Origin of the sequence: Janthinobacterium sp., from assembly GCF_009923995.1 — a bacterium.
GTDB lineage: Bacteria > Pseudomonadota > Gammaproteobacteria > Burkholderiales > Burkholderiaceae_D > Janthinobacterium.
Genome location: NZ_RFSK01000001.1, coordinates 160,552 through 178,245, shown reverse-complemented (window position 1 = coordinate 178,245; position 17,694 = coordinate 160,552). Strand labels below are relative to the sequence as shown.

Below are 17,694 nucleotides of genomic sequence, written 5' to 3'. Positions count from 1 at the left end.
GGCCGTAACCGCGCCTGGCACCGCTGCCGGCCCCTGCCTCAGGGGGCCGGCGCCTTTCGATACTGACTATAAATATTTAGGGAAACATAATGAAAAAATCCATGCACCTGATCGTCCGCGGCACCCTGGCGGCCGCCGCCTTTGCCCTGGCCAGCAGCAGCGCCCTGGCGGCCGGTTCCAAACTGACCGTCGACGATTTCTATGGCGTGCCCCTGTTCACGGCCACCGGCGGCGCCTTTGGCAGCGGCAATGCCATCACGCCTTCCGTCTGGCAAGTCAGCTACGACAGCAACAGCTTCCTGGCGTTTTGCCTGGACCCGCACGTCGCCTTGAACAGCGCGTCGAACAGCTACAGCAGCGGCGCCTTTGCCGCCAGCGACGCCGTCAAGCGCCTGTATGAAGGCTTTTATACCTCGTCGGTAGCGAATGCGGCCAGCAACGCGAATGGCGCGGCCGCCTTCCAGCTGGCCCTGTGGGAATTGAATAATGACAACACCAACCTGCTGACGGGCGACCTGCGCTTCAAGAACCTGAGCAATGCCGTCGTCAGCCAGGCCAACACCATGCTGGGCGTGGCCACGGGCCATGGCGCCATCCAGAACCTGTACAGCTACACGAGCTTGACCAGCGTCAATCCTGCCTCGCAAACCCTGCTTACCGTGTCGCCCGTGCCGGAAGCGCAGACCTGGGCCATGCTGGTGGCGGGGCTGGGCTTGCTGGGCTGCATGGCGCGCCGCCGCAAGGGCGCCGCCGCGCCCGTTTAAGGCGCATTTCATTTTCGTTCATCGCTCATCGCGCAAGCGATAGCGTGCCCGCTGCGGCGCGCCCGACCGGCGCGCCGCAGCGTTTTATTGTGAATCCATCATGACCCCACCTTCCGACACTTCCCGCGCCGCTGCCGGCATGCCTCCCCATGCCATCGCCGAGGCCATCGTCTTCCTGGCGCGCCTGTTCGGCGTGGCCGTGCAGGCCGAGCGCCTGCGCGCCAGCGTGGCCGCCCAGGTCCGCCCGGCCGCCGCCGATGCCCTCGGCCAGGCGCTGGCGCAGGCCACCCTGGCCGGCACCGCGTTGCCGGCAGACAAGCCGCGCCGCCCCACGGAAATGCCGGCCCTGCTGCTCAACGGGGAAGGGCAGGTGCTGGTGGTGCTGGCCATGGCCGATGGCCGGTATGAGTGCCACGTGCCCGGCATCGAAGGCAGTTCCTGGCTCGACGGGGCTGCGCTGGCGCAGGAAGTGCCCGAGGGGCGCTGGGTGGCCGTGCGTCCCGTGATGTTCTACGACCAGCGCAGCCTCCTTTACAGCATGCCGGTGGCGGGGCGCTGGTTCTGGGACGTCTTCAACCGCAACCGCTGGATCTTCCGCTGGGCCCTGCTGGGCACCCTGGTGCTCAACGTCATCGGCGCGCTGGTGCCGTTCTACGCCATGGCCGTGTACGACCGCGTGATCCCGAACAATGCCACGGCCAGCCTGTGGGTGCTGACCATCGCCGTGGTGGCGCTGACGGGCTTCGAGCTGGCCATGCGCCTGCTGCGCGGCGAACTGGTGGAAACGGCGTCGCGCCGCATGGACGTGGCGCTGTCGTCGAACATCTTTGCCCAGTGCCTGCGCCTGCGCGCGGCCAGCCGGCCTGCTTCAGGGGGGACGTTGGCCAATACCGTGCGCGATTTCGAATCCGTGCGCGAATTCTTTGCTTCCACCACCCTGACGACCCTGGGCGACTTGCCCTTCTTGCTGCTGTTCCTGCTCGTCATCGCGCTGGTGGGGGGCTGGCTCGTGCTCGTGCCCCTGGTGGCCATCCCCATCCTGCTGCTGGTCGCCTTCGCCTCGCGCGCGGCCCTGGCGCGCCACGTGGCCGCCTCGATGCAGGAAAGCGCGCAGCGCACGGCGCACCTGTTCGAAACCATGAATGGCCTCGACACCATCAAGGTGCTGGGCGCCGAGGCGTGGAGCCGGCGCAAATGGGAAAGCCTGACGGTGGCCATCGCCGCCAACAGCGTCGAGACGCGCGAAATCGTCAGTCGCGTCAATTACATCAACACGGCCGTGCTGGCGCTGTCCGGCGTGGCCGTGGTGGCCACGGGGGCCTTGCTGATGGGCGAACACTTGCTGACCCTGGGCCAGATCATCGCCGTGAGCATGCTCACGGGCCGCGCCCTGGCGCCCGTGAGCCAGATCGCGGGCCTGATCATGCGCTGGGAGCAGACCAAGCTGTCCTACCACGCACTGAACAAGATCATGGAAGCGCCCACGGACGACGATGCGGCCAGCCTGCAGGCGCCGCCCCTGTCCGGGCGCATCGAGTTCCGCGACGTGGGCTTTGCCTACCCGAACTCGCCGCCGCTGCTGGACAAGCTCAATTTGCAGATCCGTCCCGGTGAACGGGTGGGCGTGATCGGCAAGCTCGGTTCCGGCAAGAGCACCTTGCTGCGGCTGCTGCTCAACCAATATGGCCCGCAAAGCGGCAGCGTGCTGTTCGACGACCTGGCCAGCACCCAGCTCGAACCCTTGAGCCTGCGCCGCCAGATCGGCTACGTGCCGCAGGACGTGACCCTGTTCCACGGCACCCTGCGCGACAACATCGAACTGGGACGCAGCCAGCCCGACGATGAGCACCTGCTCGACGCCATCCGCCTGGCCTGCCTGGACGACATCATCACCCAGCTGCCCCAGGGCGTGGCGACGGAGGTGGGCGAGCGGGGCGAGCGCCTGTCCGGCGGCCAGCGGCAGGCCGTGGCCATGGCCCGCGCCCTGCTGGCAAAGCCGCCCATGCTGCTGCTCGATGAACCGAGCAGCATGTTCGACCCGGCCACGGAGCAGCGCCTGATCGCCCGCCTGCGGACATTGCAGGATACGACCGTCGTGCTCGTCACCCACCGCATGGCCATGCTGGCGCTGGTGGACCGGCTGATCGTCTTCGACAAGGGGCGCATCGTCGCCGACGGCCCCCGCGACGAGGTCATGCGCGTGCTGAACAGCCAGGCCGCCAGGCCTGCCGCCGCCAGCGCCGTGGTGGAACAGGGAGCGGCGGCATGAGCGCCCTGAACGCCCGTCCGCTGCCGGCGGCCCACCCGGACCCGGAGAGGGAGCCGCAGCGCATCGTCACGCGCATGCTGGCCCTGATCGCAGTGCTGCTGGTGCTGGTGCTGGCCTGGGCCGCCTTCGCCCAGCTCGACGTGTCCGTGCATGGCCGCGGCGCCATCACGCCGCCGTCGCACCTGCAGGAAGTGCAAAGCCTGGAAGGGGGCATCGTGCGCGAAATGCTCGTGAAGCCGGGCCAGCGCGTGCGCCGCGGCGACCTGCTGCTGCGCCTGGACACGGCCCAGTATGACGCCAACCTGGGCGCCAGCGTGCAGAACCGCCTGGCCGCGCTGGCGGGCAGGGCGCGCCTCGATGCGCTGCTGTCCGGCGGTACTCCCCGCTTCGCGCCCGAGTGGCAGCAAGAGGCGCCCGAGCTGATCGCCAAGGAAACGCAGCTGTGGCGCGACGGCCAGCGCGAATTCGCCTCCGCCACGGCGGCCGCGCGCGAAGGCGTGACGCGCCGGCGCGGCGAGCTGGCCGAGGCCCACAGCCGCATCGCGCAACTCGATACGGGCTTGAAGATCGCCCTGGAAAGCCTGTCGATCGAAGAGCGCCTGTTTAAAGAAGGCGCCGGGTCGCGCGGCGACTACCTGAATGCGCAGCAGCGCGTGCAGCAGCAGCGCACGGAACTCGACAGCCTGCGCGCTTCCGTGCCGCGCCTGGCGGCCACCCTGGCCGAGGCGCAGGCCCAGGCGGGCGAAGTGGAAGCGCGCATGCGCGGCCAGTGGGGCGCCCAGCGCAGCGAATACGAGACCAAGGCGGGCGCCCTGGCCAGCACGGTGAAGGGCCAGCAGGACCAGGTCAGCCGGCGCGACGTGACGGCGCCCGTCGACGGCGTCGTCAACCGCGTGCTCGTGGCCACCGTGGGCGGCGTGGCGCAGCCGGGCAAGCCGATCCTGGAAATCGTGCCCGCCGACTCGGAAATGCTCGTTTCCGTGCGCGTCAAGCCGTCGGACATCGGTTTTATCCACGTGGGACAGCGCGCCTCGGCCAACGTGCTGGCGTACGACGCCACCACGTATGGCCGCATGCAGGCGCAGGTGGTGCGCGTGGGCGCCGACGCCATTCCCGACGAACGCAACGAGCCGTATTTCGAGGTGCAGCTGAGTACCGACCGCAGCCAGCTGACGGCGCATGGCAAGGTGCTGCCCATCACGCCAGGCATGCCCGTCGACGTCGGCATCCTGACGGGGCGCCGCTCGGTGCTGCAATATGTGTTCAAGCCCGTGCTGCGCGGCTTGCAGTCTTCCCTGCAGGAGCGGTGATGCGTGCTTATTTGATCTGTATCATGTTCGCCTGCGCGAACGCGGTGGCGCAGTCCGCGCCGCCGGCCACCTTCCAGGCCCAGTCCATGCGCGGCTTGCCCGCGCTGCTGGCGCGCGCCGTGCCGCGCGACCCGCAGGTGGTGGCCGCGCAGGCGGCGCTGGCCACCACCGAAGCGCGCTACAGGCAGGCCCGCTCGCGCCTGTTCCCGAATGCGGCCCTGCAGGCGACGCGGGGGCGCAGCAAGGACCTCGATGGCACGCTGGACGTGGAACGCCGCACGCACCAGGTGGAGGCGAGCGTGCGCTGGAACGTGTACAACGGCGGCGCCGACCGCGCAGAACTCGATGCGGCCGAACGCGAGATGGCCGGCGCCGCCTTCGACGTGGAGCGGGCCAGGGCGGAAAGCGCGGAAAAGCTGGCCGAAGCGTATTTCGACATGCAGCGCCTGGAACGCAGCCTGCTGCAGTCGCAGGAGCGCTTGCGCGACGTGACGCAGCTGGTGCGCCAGGTGACGCGCCAGGCGGAGCTGGGCAAATCGTCGGAAGTGGACCGCGAACTGGCGCAAAGTTCGCAGCTGGACGCGGAACTGGTGCACGATGGCTTGCTGACGGACCAGCAGGCGGCGCGCATCAAGCTCGAGGCGCTGGCTTTCGAGCCGGTGGCGCAGTTTGCCGACTTCGCCTTTGCGCCCCTGCCGGCGCAGGCCCTGGAAAACGCCGACACGCAGCAGGCGCAGTTGCGCGCCGCGCGCGAGCGGGCGGCGGCGGCCCAGCTGCGCGTGCGAGGCGTGGCGGCCACCCTGGCGCCCAAGGTGGACCTGAATGTCAGCCATCTGCTCAATAACAAGACGACGCCGCCGCCGTCGACGATACAGCAGCGGGGCTGGTCGGTGGGCGTGAGCTGGGAAATCCCGCTGGGCGGGGGCAGCCTGGCGCAGCGCGACGAGAGCATCAGCCGCGCCCAGGCGGCCGAGGCGGACGTGGCGCGCGCCGAGCAGGGCACGCGTGCGGACCTGGCCAGCATGCTGCCGCGCATCGCCAACGCGCAGCGCACCCTGGCCCTGCTCGACGAGCAGGAAAGGAAGATGGCCTTCGTGGTGCGCGGCGGGACCATCCAGTACGAGGCGGGGCGGCGCAACCTGCAGCAGATCATCCAGACGCGCGACACGTATTTCACGATACAGCAGCGGCGCATCGACCAGCTGCACCGGCTGACCCTGGCGCAGATGCGGCAATATGCGCTGGCGGGCCAGCTGTTGCGGGTTTTCGGCCTGGCGCAGGAGGCAAAATAGGGCAGGGGTGCGCTGTTTCACGCAGAGTTGATGCATGAAACACCCATTGTGTGGCACACTGCGCGCTCGCATATCATCGTTGTCGCGGGAGCGCATGAGCATCATCAAACAATTTCCCTTCGAGTGGCAGGTCGGCGTGCGCTATACGCGCGCCGGGAAACGCAGCGGGCGCAATAGCTTCATTTCCTTCATCTCCCTCATTTCCGTGGCCGGCATCGGCCTGGGCGTGGCCGCCCTGATCGTCGTCCTCTCCGTCATGAACGGCTTCCAGAAGGAAGTCACGGACCGCCTGATGTCGGTGCTGGCCCACGTCGAGGTGTTCGACACCAGCGGCTCCATGCCGAACTGGCAGGAGCAGGAGCGCGCCGCCTACGCCAATCCGCAGGTGAAAGCCGTGTCGCCCTTCGTGGAAACCCAGGGCATGTTGCTCAACGACGAAACCATGCGCCCGTCCATCGTGCGCGGCGTGCTGCCGCAGCAGGAAGCCACCGTCTCCAGCGTGGCCTCCCAGATGAAGCAGGGCAGTTTCAATGCGCTGACGCCCGGCTCCTATAACATCGTGCTGGGCATCGACCTGGCCAAGGCGCTGGGCGTGCAGGTGGGCCAGAACGTGACCCTGATGCTGGAACGCGAGCCGAAGGCGGGCGACCCGGCCAACGGCATCGTCATGCCGCGCATGCGCGCGCTCAAGGTGGCCGGCATCTTTGAGGCAGGTCATAATGAACTCGACGGCAGCCTGGCCTTCGTCAATATGCAGGACGCGGAGCAGCTGCTGCAGCTCGACGGCCCGTCCGGCCTGCGTTTGCGCCTGCACGACATGAACCAGGCGCCGCGGGTGGCGCGCGAGCTGAAGGCGTCGATGCCGGGCCAGCTGTGGATGCGCGACTGGTCGCGCGCCAGTGCCAGCTGGTATGCGCTGGTGCAAAGCCAGAAGAACATGATGTTCATCATCCTCAGCATGATCATCGCCGTGGCCGCGTTCAACCTCGTCTCGACCCTGGTCATGTCCGTCACCGACAAGCAGGCCGACATTGCGATCCTGCGCACCCTGGGCGCCTCGCCGTTTTCCATCATGAAGATCTTCATGATCCAGGGCGCGCTGGTGGGCTTGCTGGGGAGCGCGCTGGGCGTGGCCGGCGGCGTGCTGCTGGCGCTGAACGTGGGCGTCATCGTGCCCTTCATCGAAGGCATCTTCGGCCTGCACTTCATTTCCAAGGAAATCTACCAGATCAGCGCCGTGCCGTCGGACGTGCACTGGCTGGACGTGGCGCAGATCGGCCTGATCGCCTTTGGCCTGGCGCTGGTGGCGACCATCTACCCGAGCTGGCGCGCCGCGCGCGTCAAGCCGGCCGAGGCGCTGCGGTATGAATAAGAAAGTTAGCCCTGGATCAGAACCTGGGGTCGGACCCTCAGGGTCCGACCCCGGCACTTCGCCGTTGGGTTGGCACAGTGGCATGTCGCTTACACAAGAATCAATCACTTCTCTAGCATGTTAAAAAATATTCCCTTCGAATGGCTGGTCGGCCTGCGCTACACGCGGGCCGGCAAGCGCAGTGGCCGCAACAGTTTTATCTCCTTCATCTCGCTCATTTCCATGGCCGGCATCGGCCTGGGCGTGGCGGCGCTGATCGTCGTGCTGTCCGTGATGAACGGCTTCCAGAAGGAAGTGACGGACCGCATGCTGTCCGTGCTGGCCCACGTGGAAGTGTTCGACAACAGCGGCAGCATGCCGGACTGGCGCGCCGAGGCGGCGCAGGCGTTCAAGAATCCGGCCGTGAAGGGCGCCGCGCCGTTCGTCGAAACGCAGGGCATGCTGCTGCGCGACGACGCGCTGCGTCCGGCCATCGTGCGCGGCGTGCTGCCCGAGGAAGAGCCGAATGTGTCCGACATCGCGGGCCAGACGCGCATGGGCAGCTTCAAGGCCCTGCAGCCGGGCACCTTCAACATCGTCCTGGGCATCGAGCTGGCGCGCGCCCTGCGCGTCAACCTGGGTGAAAAAGTCACGCTGATGCTGGCCCAGGGCCAGGTCACGCCGGCCGGCGTGCTGCCGCGCATGCGCAGCTTCACCGTCAGCGGCATCTTCCAGGCGGGGCACAATGAATTCGACGCCGGTTTGGCCTTCATCAATATCGAAGACGGCCAGCGCCTGCTGCGCATCGACGGCCCGTCCGGCCTGCGCCTGCGCCTGGCCGACATGAACCAGGCGCCGCAAGTGGCGGCGGAGCTGAAAAAGAGCATGCCGGGCGACCTGTGGCTGCGCGACTGGTCCAAGCTGAACGCCAACTGGTTCGCCGCCGTGCAGACGGAAAAGCGCATGATGTTCATCATCCTGACCCTGATCATCGCCGTGGCCGCCTTCAACCTCGTCTCGACCCTGGTGATGACGGTGACGGACAAGCAGGCCGATATCGCCATCCTGCGCACCCTGGGCGCCTCGCCCGGCTCCATCATGAAGATCTTCATGATCCAGGGCGCCCTCGTGGGCATCCTGGGCACCATTTTGGGCGTGGGCGGCGGCGTGCTGGTGGCCATGAACATCGACGTCATCGTGCCCTTCATCGAACACCTGCTGGGCGTGCAGTTCCTCTCCAAGGACATCTATTTCATCAGCACCGTGCCGTCCGACCTGCGCTGGCCCGACGTCACCAAGATCGGCGTGCTGGCCGTGATCCTCGCCTTTTTGGCGACCCTGTACCCAAGCTGGTGGGCCGCCCGCGTGAAGCCTGCGGAAGCCCTGCGCTATGAATAATCCACTGACGACTACCATGACCGATCTGAACAAACCTGCTTCCAACGGCGCTTCCGCCGATTCCGCCGTGCTTTCCTGCCGCGGCCTGGGCAAGACCTTCACGCAGGGCAGCTACAAGGTGCAGGTGCTGGCCGGCATCGACATCGACATCCACCGCGGCGAGCGCGTCGCCATCGTCGGCGCCTCCGGCTCCGGCAAGTCGACCCTGCTGCACCTGCTGGGCGGCCTCGATACGCCCACCAGCGGCAAGGTGGCCCTGCTGGGCAAGGATTTCGCCACCCTCAGCGAAAAGGCGCGCGGCGACCTGCGCAACGCCTCGCTGGGCTTCGTCTACCAGTTCCACCACCTGCTGCCCGAGTTTTCCGCGCTGGACAACGTCGCCATGCCGCTGATGATACGCCGCATGAAGCGCGCGCCGGCCACCGAGCTGGCGCAGCAGATCCTCGCACGCGTGAACCTGGCCAAGCGCGTCACCCACACGCCGGGCGAACTGTCCGGCGGCGAACGCCAGCGCGTGGCCCTGGCCCGCGCCCTCGTCACGCAGCCGGCCTGCGTGCTGGCCGATGAACCGACGGGCAACCTCGATCACGCCACGGCCGAACAGATTTTCGACCTGATGCTGGAATTGTCGCGCACCCTGGGCACGGCCTTCGTCATCGTCACGCACGATATCGAGCTGGCCAAGCGCTGCGACCGCGTGCTGCGCCTGACGGACGAAGGATTGCAGCCCTACCAATACTAGGAGTCCGCCATGTGGATCGACACGCACTGCCACCTCGACGCGCACGAATTCGGCAGCGAATCGCTGCAGGTGGCGGCGCGCTCCAGCGCTCAGGGCGTGGCGATGATCGTCATCCCCGCCGTGGAACGGGCCAATTTCGCCATTGTGCGCGATCTGGCGGCAGCGGCGCCCAACGCCTGCTACGCGCTGGGCATCCACCCGATCTACGTACCGCAGGCCACCGAGGACGATTTGATCGCCCTGCGCGCCGACGTGGAAGCGGCCATGGCCGACCCGCGCTTTGTCGCCATCGGCGAGATCGGCCTCGATTTCTTCATTCCCATGCTGTGCGAGCCGGCCATGCGCGCCAGGCAGGAGCACTTCCTGCGCGAGCAGCTGAAAATCGCCCGCGATTTCGACCTGCCCGTGCTCACCCACGTGCGCCGCTCGCAGGACATCGTCCTCAAGCACGCGCGCCAGATCCGCCCGAACGGCGGCATCGCGCATGCCTTCAACGGCAGCTTCCAGCAGGCGCAGGGCTATATCGACCTCGGTTTCAAGCTGGGCTTCGGCGGCGCCATGACCTTTACGCGCGCCTTGCAGATACGCCGCATGGCCACGGACCTGCCTTTGGACGCCATCGTGCTGGAGACGGACGCGCCCGACATTTCGCCCAGCTGGATCCACCCCGGCCGCAACAGCCCCGAAGAATTGCCGCGCATCGGCGCCGTGCTGGCCGAACTGCGCGGCCTCGACATCGCGCAGGTGGCCGCTGTTACCAGCGCCAATGCCCGCGCCGTGCTGCCCCGACTACCCCTGATGGAATGACACGATGAACAAGAAGATGATCACGGGCGCCCTGGCCGCCTGCCTGTCCGGCGCAGTCCTTCCCGCCCTGGCGGCGCCCGCCGCCCTGTGCGACGGCATGCCCCGCCTCGACGTCACCACGCCGGCCGGCTTTTGCGTGGCCGTGCTGGCCGACGGGCTGAAATTCCCCCGCGGCGTGCTGCCGCTGACGAATGGCGACATCCTCGTCACGGACATGGCCGGATGGACGCCGAAGCAGGGCAAGCTATGGCTGTTGCAGCGCAAGGCCACGGGCGCCGGCTATGAGCGCAAGCTGCTGCTCGACAAGCTGGACCGCCCGAATGGCATCGTGCAGGGCCCGGACGGCATGGTCTATGTGGGCGTGGTGGGACGCATCTTCCGCTTCGACCTGCGCGACCCCGCCCGCGCCACCACCGACATCATCGGCGGCACGGCCACGACGCCGGCCTTGCCGGGACTGGGCCTGCACCTGCTGACGAACATGCGCTTTGGCCCCAAGGGCGACCTGTACGTCAACGTGGGTTCCAGCACCGACCACTGCGAAAACGACGGCAAGGCGCCTGACCCATCCAAGCCGTGCGCCTCGGCCGAAGGCCCGGAAGCGCTGGGCGCCATCCGCGAGTACAAGATGGCCTGGCCGGCCGGCACGGTGACGGGCTGGCGCACGCATGCGCGCGGCTTGCGCAATTCGATGGCGCTGGCCTTCCACCCGTCGACGGGCGAGCTGTGGCAGGCGGAAAATGCGCGCGACGCCATCCAGGCGGCCATGCCGCAGCTGAAAAGCGATGAAAACCTGCCGCACGAAGAACTCAACCTGATCAAGGCCGACCAGCACTACGGCTGGCCGTACTGCTACGACGACAATGTCGCCAGCCCCGAATACCCGAAGACGGCCTGCGCCGCCAGCTATGTGGCGCCGCAGCGCCTGCTGCCCGGCCACGCCGCGCCCCTGGGCATGACGTTTTATACGGCCGGCCGCTTTCCCGCGCTGTATAAAAACAGCCTGATCATCGGCTACCACGGCTACCGTGCCAACGGCCACCGCCTGGTGGCGCTGCTGCCCGACCAGGCGGGCGCCCCGCTGGGGAAGTCCGTCGAGCTGATCGGCAACTGGGAGCGCAAGGGCAAGCAGGGCAGGGGCGCGCCCGTGGACGTCAAGCAGGGCCAGGATGGCGATATCTACCTGGCCGACGACCACAATGGCCTGGTGCTCAAGCTGCACTACGCGGCGCCGGCCAAGCCGTAACGTTCACCGGCCTCGCACGTGCAGGCCGGGTCAGGCCCAGGGCCGCAAGCCGACGACCGCCGTAGCGCCAGCAATGCCGCCGGATGACGCGCGCCTTCGGACGCGCCAATCCGACCTGCCCAACCTACCAGACCTATGCTTGACCTCGCTCAGTGCGGGTCTGGCGCATCCTCCTACAATCGGCCAGACGTTCCCCATTCACGAGGGCTGGCCATGCATGTCCCCTTGCTGCTCATCGCGCTGTGCCTGTGCCTGCCAAACGCGCGCGGGCAGGGCGCCGCCTATCCGCCGGCGCCGCGCCTGAGCGCCGAGCAGCTGATCGCCGATTACCGGGAGGCGCCGCCGGCGGGGCAGGCGGCCGATCCCGCCATGCTGCCCAGGCAGCGCTATGCCAGGGGCTACCTGGCCGGCGTGGCCGATGCGGCGCAGGGCAGGCAATGGTGCGACACGGGCCGCATCAAAACCGTGGAAATCGACGCGCAGGTCGTCGCCGAACTGAAACGGCTGCCCGCCCGCGCGCGCCAGGGCGATGCCGCCGCCCTCGTCGTCGCCATCCTGGCGCGGCATTTTCCCTGTTCCGCTTCACCACCGAAGGGAGGTTGACGTGAAACCTGCATTCATCAAGCTGCGCGAAAATTACTCGAGCGTGGCCGCCGTCGACCAGGCCGCCCTATTCGGCGAAATCGGCTGGGAAGATCTGGTCGGCAAGGACAGCTTCGCCAACACCTGCGCCATCCGCGTCAGCCTGGCCCTGATCAAGGCCGGCATCAGGCTGAAGGGGCGCATGGCCATCCGCAAGGGGCCGTTCAAGGGCGCGCTGATCGAGCCGGGGCAGGCCAGGCTGGCGCACATGCTGGCCAGCCCCGCGATGTTCGGCGCGCCCGAAAAATTCTCCCGCGATGCGGCCGTCGCCGGCATCGGCCAGCGCAAGGGCCTCGTGGCCTTTTTCCGCATTCCCGGCTACCTGGGCGGCGCGGGCGGGCATATCGATATCCTGCTGCCGGCGGCGGGCGTGCAGGTGTGCGGTTCCGAATGCTACTGGACGTGTGCCGAGGTGTGGTTCTGGGAACTGCGCTAAGGCCTATTTGAACTTCTTCGAACGTCCGCGCGAGGCCGCATTGTGCGCGCGCAAAATCGAGTCGACGCGCTCGGACGCATCGCGCGACAGGTTTTGCGCCACGGCGATATCGGGGAAGAACTCCGGCAGGCGGTAGCTGAGCCACGCATACGCGGAGTAGTAGCGGCAAGTGTCTTCCACCTGCTGCAGGTTTTGCGTGCCGCCGCCATACGCGTGCTGGCGCAGGGTGGACGCCTTGCCCTGCGACAGATTCTTCGCCCAGTGCTCCCATGCCGTCTGCAGGGACGGCACCTTGCTGGAGATCGGCACCAGCGACAGGGTGAATTTGTCGGCCACGGACAGGGGCAGGGTGTCGAGCCACAGGGCGCGCTCCTTCTGGTCTTCCGTGATGCGGGGGAAGAAGAAGCCGTCCGGCACGTCGATGTTGTGGATGAAGCGGCGCAGCAGCTTGGACAGCGACAGCTCGCCCGTGACGGACGAAATGCGGTGCAGATGCTCGAGCGAGGGCGCCACGGCGAAGCCGCTGGTGTTCAGCGGATGCAGCTTTTCCTTCAACAGGGCGCGCATGACTTCATGCGTCTCGTTGTCGTAGCCGGCCACCAGGCCCTCTTCGTGCACGCCGTAGCGGCCCGCGCGCCCGGCGATCTGGCGCGCCAGCGCGGCGGAAATCTCTTCCTCCTCGCGGCCGTTGTATTTGACGCTGGTGGTCATGACGATGCGCGCGATCGGCATGTTCAGGCCCATCGCCAGCGCATCCGTGCCGACGACGATATCGGCCGTGCCGTCGCGGAAGCGCTGCGCCTGCGCGCGCCGCACTTCGGGCGACAGGTTGCCGTAGACGGTGGCCACGGACAGCCCCGTTTCCGTGATCATGTCGCGCCACATCAGCACCTCGCGGCGCGAAAAGGCGATGACGGCGTCGCCGCGGCGCAGGTTGCGCACCTTGCGCACGGCCGTCGCTTCCATCGACAGGGGCGCCATGCGCTTCAATACATGCACTTCCAGCGCGCAGTCCAGGCGCTCGGCCAGCGCCTCGATGGCGCGCCGCGCTTCCGGCGCGCCCACCAGATACACGGTGTGGGCCGGCGCGCCGCACACGGCCGCCGTCCACGCGGCGCCCCGGTCCGGGTCGGCCAGCATCTGGATTTCATCGATGACGGCCACCTCGACGACGGTCTTCGTGTCCAGCATTTCCACCGTGCTGGCGATGTGCGTGGCGCCGTCGACCACGCGGCGCTCCTCGCCCGTGATCAGGCTCACGGCCAGCGGCTTGCCGTGCGGCGCGGCTTCCTGCAGGCGCTCGTAGTTTTCCAGGGCCAGCAGGCGCAATGGCGCCAGGTAGATGCCGCTTTTCGCCTTCACCAGCGCTTCCATGGCGCGGTGCGTCTTGCCGGAATTGGTGGGGCCCAGCAGGGCGATGAAGCGGCGCGGCAGGCGGCGCGCCATTTCGAACGAGGCGGGATATTCGGCCAGGTTGATGCTCTGGCGCGTGCGCGCCGCGTGCTGCTCTTCCTGCTGGCGCTCGATGGCGTGGTTGAAGCGCTGGCGGATGCGGTCGAACACCATGCCGGCCGGCTCCGACGTCTGCATGTCGGCCAGCGTGTGCAGGAACAGCATCGGGTCGGCCTCGACGTCCTCGCACTGGCCCGCGATATCGGCGACGAAGTCCATCACGTGCTGGCGCAGCTCGTCGAAGACGGCCGCGCTGGCACGTTCGCGCACAAGGGCCAGCCTGGTCTCGCGGTCCATCTTGCGCCACTTCGCCGGCCGCGCCAGCACGCCCTGGCTTGGTACCAGCGCATACGGCACCCGCAGGCCGCCCGCCTTGACCACGCCGGAAAAGCGCACGAAGACGCGGCCTTCCATTTTCACCAGGCGGACATGCTCGGCCAGTTCCCCCAGTTCCGTGACCAGGGTGGCGTCGTTATTGTCTTCGGTGCTGTCGGAAAGGTCGGTGGAAGTGTCGGGAGGAAGTGCGGAGGAAGTCATGTCGTGCCTGGGTGTTGAAGTAAGCGAGGCCGATTATACCGTCGATGGCGGCGGACGGTGGCGGCCGGCTCAGGCTGCCGGTTGTGCACGCGGCGCGGGCGCGTGCCGCGCGCAGGCCAGGTCGAGCATGCGCAATGGCGTGTCCAAGGCCGGTATCAGGCTGCTTGCCTTGGATGAAAGTTCGGCAAACAGGTGTCGGCCGCAGTCAGTGGTGGTAAACAAGGTTCGCACAGTCATGACGCCTCGGCGCCGGATGGCCCTCTCCGCATGCGAAAAGTGGCGCCCACTGCCGTGGAACACTGCATGCACGAACGGTTTTATCCACGCCAGCATTGCGCCAGATCAGACGGCAAAGAGTGGAACGCGCTCATAGTAGCTGAGTCCTTTCGCCGCGCGCGACCATTCGGCCTTGATCCTGCTTTCCCATGCGCATCCTGATACTCGGCTTTGTCGCCGGCGCCGCCTGCCTGCAGACGCAGGCAAGCTTGCCGCCGCATGCGGGATGGATGTTGCTGGCGAGCGCAGGGGCGGGCATGCTGGCCGCCGTGCTGCTGCGGCCTCGCGCGCGCTGGCGCTCCGTAGTCGCGCTCATTGCCGGTGCCGGGCTGGGCTTTTACTGGGCCGCCTGGCTGGCCCAGGCCGCCCTGGCGCCGCAGCTGGCGCTGGCCGACGAGGGGCGGGACATTACCGTCACGGGCACGGTGGCCAGCCTGCCGTACCGCTTCGAGCAGGGTGTGCGCTTCAATTTTGCCGTGGAGCAGGCCGTTGGCGCGAGCGTGCCGCCCCTGATCGCCCTGTCCTGGTACGCGGGCTTTCGCGATACCGTGACGAATGCCGTGGGCGACGTGCAGCCGGGCGAGCGCTGGCGCCTGACGGTGCGCCTGCAGCGTCCGCACGGCAATGCGAACCCGCATGGCTTCGACTACGAGGCGTGGCTGCTGGAGCAGGGCGTGCGCGCCACGGGCTACGTGCGCCCGCCGCCGCGCGCCGATGCGCCGAACGTGCGCCTGGCCGCCTTCGTGCCCGCTTTCGGCAACGTGGTGGAAGCGAGCCGCGCGGCGCTGCGGGCGCGCATCCTGCGCAGCCTGGAGGGAAAACCGTATGCGGGCGTGATCGTGGCGCTGGTGGTGGGCGACCAGCGCGCCATTGCCCAGTCGGACTGGCAAGTGTTCAACCGCACGGGCGTGAGCCATTTGATTTCCATCTCGGGCTTGCACATCACCATGATCGCGGGCCTGTTCGCGCTGGGGGCGGGCGCGCTGTGGCGGCGCTCCTTCTTCACGGAGCGCCAGCTGCCCCTGCTGCTGCCGGCGCAAAAGGTGGCGGCCCTGGCCGGCGCCCTGGCGGCGTTCCTGTACGTGCTGCTGGCCGGCTTCGGCGTGCCCGCCCAGCGTACCCTGTACATGCTGCTGGTGGTGGCGCTGGCCCTGTGGCTGGGACGCGCCAGCAGCGTGGCCCACGTGCTGTGCCTGGCGCTGGGCGTCGTCGTGCTGCTCGACCCCTGGGCCGTCCTGTGGCCCGGCTTCTGGCTGTCCTTCGGCGCCGTCGCCACCATCCTGTACGCGACGGCGGGCCGCACCACGGCGCCCTTGCCGCCGCAGGCGGGACGCTGGCGCCGCCTGCGCGCCGCCGTGGCGCTGGGGGCGCACACACAGTACGTGGTGACGGTGGGGCTGGTGCCCTTGACGATGCTGCTGTTCTCGCAAGTGTCGCTGGTGTCGCCGGTCGCCAACGCCCTGGCCATTCCCGTCATCAGCCTGGTCGTCACGCCCCTGTCCCTGGCGGGCAGCCTGCTGCCCGCGCCCCTGTCCGACTGGCTGTTGCTGCTGGCGCACGCCATCGTGCAGATGCTGGCGCAGGTGCTGGACTGGCTGGGGGCGCGCCGCTTTGCCGTGTGGACGGCGCCCGCGCCGCCCATGTGGAGTTTTTGCTGGGCACTGTTCGGCACGGCATGGCTGCTGGCGCCGCAAGGGTGGCCGCAGCGCTGGGCCGGCATGCTGGGCTGGCTGCCCCTGCTGACGGCCTTGCCGTCCAGTCCGCCGCCGGGCCAGATGTGGATCACGGCCTTTGACGTGGGACAAGGTATGGCCGTACTGGTGGAAACCCACGGCCACCGCCTGCTGTACGATACGGGACCGGCCTACAGCCTCGACGCCGATGGCGCCAGCAGGGTCATCGTGCCGTATCTGCGCGCGCGCGGCATCGCCAGGCTCGATGGCGTCATCATTTCCCACAGCGACACGGACCACGCGGGCGGCGCCGTCTCCCTGCTGCAAAACGTGGACGTGGGCTGGCTGGCCTCGTCGCTGTTCGATAGCCACCCGGCCGTCGAGGCCCGGCGGCAAGCCCGGCGCCCGCATCTGCACTGCATGGCGGGCCAGCGCTGGACCTGGGAAGGCGTGCACTTCGCCATGCTGCACCCGCTGCCCGCCAGCCACATGGACATCAGCCTGACACCGAACGCCCGCAGCTGCACCGTGAAAATCACGGCCGGCAAGCATGCCATCCTGCTGGCCGGCGACATCGAGGCGGCGCAGGAAGCGCAGCTGCTGGCCCGCTCGGCGGAAGGCGAACTGGCGGCCGACGTGCTGCTGGCGCCGCATCACGGCAGCGGCACCTCGTCGACGCCGGCGTTCCTGGCCGCCGTGCATCCGGCCCTGGCCATCTTCCAGGTGGGGCACCGCAACCGCTACAAGCATCCGAAGGCGCAGGTGTATGCGCGCTATGGCGAGATGGGGATTACGCGATTGCGCACGGATGTGGCAGGGGCGGTGGTGCTGGCGTTTGGCGACGATATCGATGTGACGCTGTACCGGGCCAGCCGGCCGCGCTACTGGCACGAGCGCTAGCGGACGCCGCTGCATTGATGGTATATATCGGTCATGGGTTGGCAGCCCCGGCGCTGCCTGGATTGTTCTGAAAGGGTGAAGATGGGCTTGTTTGGCTGGAAGAAAAAGACGGACGTGCCGGAGATCGGTTTCGAGGAGCGGATCCGCTCCCAAGGCAAGCCGTCGAAGACGCTGTCATATGACTTGCAGGGGCGGCAAGCTGATGCCGTTCGCCGGCAGCACCCCTATCTGTTTCACGTGACGGACCTGCCCAGCGCCGAGGCCATCGTCACGCAGCACCTGCTGTATGGCGCTTTTGCCCATGTGACCCTGTCGCAGGGGCTGCAGGGCGCGCTGTCGCAGGCGGAAAGGACGGGATGCGTATTGGTTTTCCGCTTCCAGGGACAAGCCGTCGTCGGGATGACGCCGGCCAGCAAGGCGCCGGGGGTGGCGTACCATCATGTCGGTTCCGAAGGCTATGTGGAGACTTTTATTGCACATGGCACGGTCACGCCGCTGGAACTCATCGCGATATCGTTTCGTGGCGAGGCGCCGATCTATGACGTGGCGTGGGTCCTGGACACGCCTGTTTCTGTCAAGATCAGGGCATAGCGGCCCGT

At 67.8% G+C, this 17,694-nt stretch carries 14 protein-coding genes; 13 read left to right on the top strand and 1 reads right to left on the bottom strand.

Annotated features, from left to right (window positions below; translation table 11 throughout):
- Positions 1-101: 101 nt before the first annotated feature.
- The 11 genes from EBS11_RS00860 to EBS11_RS00810 all read left to right on the top strand — a co-directional run bounded on the left by EBS11_RS00860 (position 102) and on the right by EBS11_RS00810 (position 12,257).
- Complete coding sequence (locus tag EBS11_RS00860; protein WP_290599792.1) at positions 102-764, top strand: PEP-CTERM sorting domain-containing protein; 663 nt, start codon at positions 102-104, stop codon at positions 762-764.
- A 100-nt stretch (positions 765-864) separates the two neighbouring features.
- Positions 865-3,033 carry a type I secretion system permease/ATPase gene (locus EBS11_RS00855; protein WP_290599791.1) on the top strand — a complete coding sequence of 723 codons (2,169 nt, stop codon included), beginning with the start codon at positions 865-867 and terminating at the stop codon, positions 3,031-3,033.
- Positions 3,030-4,343 (top strand): HlyD family type I secretion periplasmic adaptor subunit, encoded by a 1,314-nt coding sequence (locus EBS11_RS00850; protein ID WP_290599790.1) that lies wholly within the window; start codon positions 3,030-3,032, stop codon positions 4,341-4,343. Before EBS11_RS00855 ends, EBS11_RS00850 begins: the two co-directional genes overlap by 4 nt.
- Positions 4,343-5,635 (top strand): TolC family protein, encoded by a 1,293-nt coding sequence (locus EBS11_RS00845; RefSeq protein ID WP_290599789.1) that lies wholly within the window; start codon positions 4,343-4,345, stop codon positions 5,633-5,635. Before EBS11_RS00850 ends, EBS11_RS00845 begins: the two co-directional genes overlap by 1 nt.
- A gap of 94 nt (positions 5,636-5,729) precedes the next feature.
- The gene (locus tag EBS11_RS00840) at positions 5,730-7,007 is read left to right on the top strand and encodes a lipoprotein-releasing ABC transporter permease subunit (RefSeq protein WP_290599788.1); all 1,278 of its coding nucleotides are present in this window, start codon (positions 5,730-5,732) and stop codon (positions 7,005-7,007) included.
- 117 nt (positions 7,008-7,124) lie between these two features.
- Positions 7,125-8,384, top strand: a complete 1,260-nt coding sequence (locus EBS11_RS00835) for a lipoprotein-releasing ABC transporter permease subunit (RefSeq protein ID WP_290599787.1) — start codon at positions 7,125-7,127, stop codon at positions 8,382-8,384.
- Between the two features lie 16 nt (positions 8,385-8,400).
- The gene (lolD, locus tag EBS11_RS00830) at positions 8,401-9,126 is read left to right on the top strand and encodes a lipoprotein-releasing ABC transporter ATP-binding protein LolD (protein ID WP_131375280.1); all 726 of its coding nucleotides are present in this window, start codon (positions 8,401-8,403) and stop codon (positions 9,124-9,126) included.
- A gap of 9 nt (positions 9,127-9,135) precedes the next feature.
- Entirely contained in the window at positions 9,136-9,933 is a 798-nt protein-coding gene (locus EBS11_RS00825; protein ID WP_290599786.1) for a TatD family hydrolase, read from the top strand.
- 4 nt (positions 9,934-9,937) lie between these two features.
- Positions 9,938-11,179: a PQQ-dependent sugar dehydrogenase gene (locus tag EBS11_RS00820; RefSeq protein ID WP_290599785.1), complete on the top strand. Its 1,242-nt coding sequence runs from the start codon at positions 9,938-9,940 to the stop codon at positions 11,177-11,179.
- A 213-nt stretch (positions 11,180-11,392) separates the two neighbouring features.
- Positions 11,393-11,782: a Rap1a/Tai family immunity protein gene (locus tag EBS11_RS00815; protein WP_290599784.1), complete on the top strand. Its 390-nt coding sequence runs from the start codon at positions 11,393-11,395 to the stop codon at positions 11,780-11,782.
- 1 nt (position 11,783) lies between these two features.
- Positions 11,784-12,257, top strand: coding sequence for a T6SS effector amidase Tae4 family protein (locus tag EBS11_RS00810; RefSeq protein ID WP_290599783.1), 474 nt, complete (start codon positions 11,784-11,786; stop codon positions 12,255-12,257).
- A gap of 3 nt (positions 12,258-12,260) precedes the next feature.
- Here the strand turns inward: EBS11_RS00810 and EBS11_RS00805 are convergent, their stop codons facing one another.
- The gene (locus EBS11_RS00805; RefSeq protein ID WP_290599782.1) at positions 12,261-14,246 is read right to left on the bottom strand and encodes a helicase-related protein; all 1,986 of its coding nucleotides are present in this window, start codon (positions 14,244-14,246) and stop codon (positions 12,261-12,263) included.
- 425 nt (positions 14,247-14,671) lie between these two features.
- On the opposite strand from EBS11_RS00805, the gene EBS11_RS00800 reads away from it, so the two are divergent.
- Together EBS11_RS00800 and EBS11_RS00795 are read left to right on the top strand one after the other, a co-directional pair.
- A complete protein-coding gene (locus tag EBS11_RS00800) occupies positions 14,672-17,095 on the top strand; it encodes a DNA internalization-related competence protein ComEC/Rec2 (RefSeq protein ID WP_290599781.1) in 2,424 nt (807 codons plus the stop codon).
- An 87-nt stretch (positions 17,096-17,182) separates the two neighbouring features.
- Positions 17,183-17,686 carry a hypothetical protein gene (locus EBS11_RS00795; RefSeq protein ID WP_290599780.1) on the top strand — a complete coding sequence of 168 codons (504 nt, stop codon included), beginning with the start codon at positions 17,183-17,185 and terminating at the stop codon, positions 17,684-17,686.
- Positions 17,687-17,694: the final 8 nt, after the last annotated feature.

What these genes read in the sequence shown, in the direction of transcription:
- EBS11_RS00840 (WP_290599788.1), top strand. Translation starts at nt 5,730, where the DNA reads ATGAGCATCATCAAACAATTTCCCTTCGAGTGGCAGGTCGGCGTGCGC.
- EBS11_RS00845 (WP_290599789.1), top strand. Translation starts at nt 4,343, where the DNA reads ATGCGTGCTTATTTGATCTGTATCATGTTCGCCTGCGCGAACGCGGTG.
- EBS11_RS00805 (WP_290599782.1), bottom strand. Translation starts at nt 14,246, where the DNA reads ATGACTTCCTCCGCACTTCCTCCCGACACTTCCACCGACCTTTCCGAC.
- EBS11_RS00815 (WP_290599784.1), top strand. Translation starts at nt 11,393, where the DNA reads ATGCATGTCCCCTTGCTGCTCATCGCGCTGTGCCTGTGCCTGCCAAAC.
- EBS11_RS00800 (WP_290599781.1), top strand. Translation starts at nt 14,672, where the DNA reads ATGCGCATCCTGATACTCGGCTTTGTCGCCGGCGCCGCCTGCCTGCAG.
- EBS11_RS00825 (WP_290599786.1), top strand. Translation starts at nt 9,136, where the DNA reads ATGTGGATCGACACGCACTGCCACCTCGACGCGCACGAATTCGGCAGC.
- EBS11_RS00835 (WP_290599787.1), top strand. Translation starts at nt 7,125, where the DNA reads ATGTTAAAAAATATTCCCTTCGAATGGCTGGTCGGCCTGCGCTACACG.
- EBS11_RS00820 (WP_290599785.1), top strand. Translation starts at nt 9,938, where the DNA reads ATGAACAAGAAGATGATCACGGGCGCCCTGGCCGCCTGCCTGTCCGGC.
- EBS11_RS00855 (WP_290599791.1), top strand. Translation starts at nt 865, where the DNA reads ATGACCCCACCTTCCGACACTTCCCGCGCCGCTGCCGGCATGCCTCCC.
- EBS11_RS00860 (WP_290599792.1), top strand. Translation starts at nt 102, where the DNA reads ATGCACCTGATCGTCCGCGGCACCCTGGCGGCCGCCGCCTTTGCCCTG.
- EBS11_RS00850 (WP_290599790.1), top strand. Translation starts at nt 3,030, where the DNA reads ATGAGCGCCCTGAACGCCCGTCCGCTGCCGGCGGCCCACCCGGACCCG.
- lolD (WP_131375280.1), top strand. Translation starts at nt 8,401, where the DNA reads ATGACCGATCTGAACAAACCTGCTTCCAACGGCGCTTCCGCCGATTCC.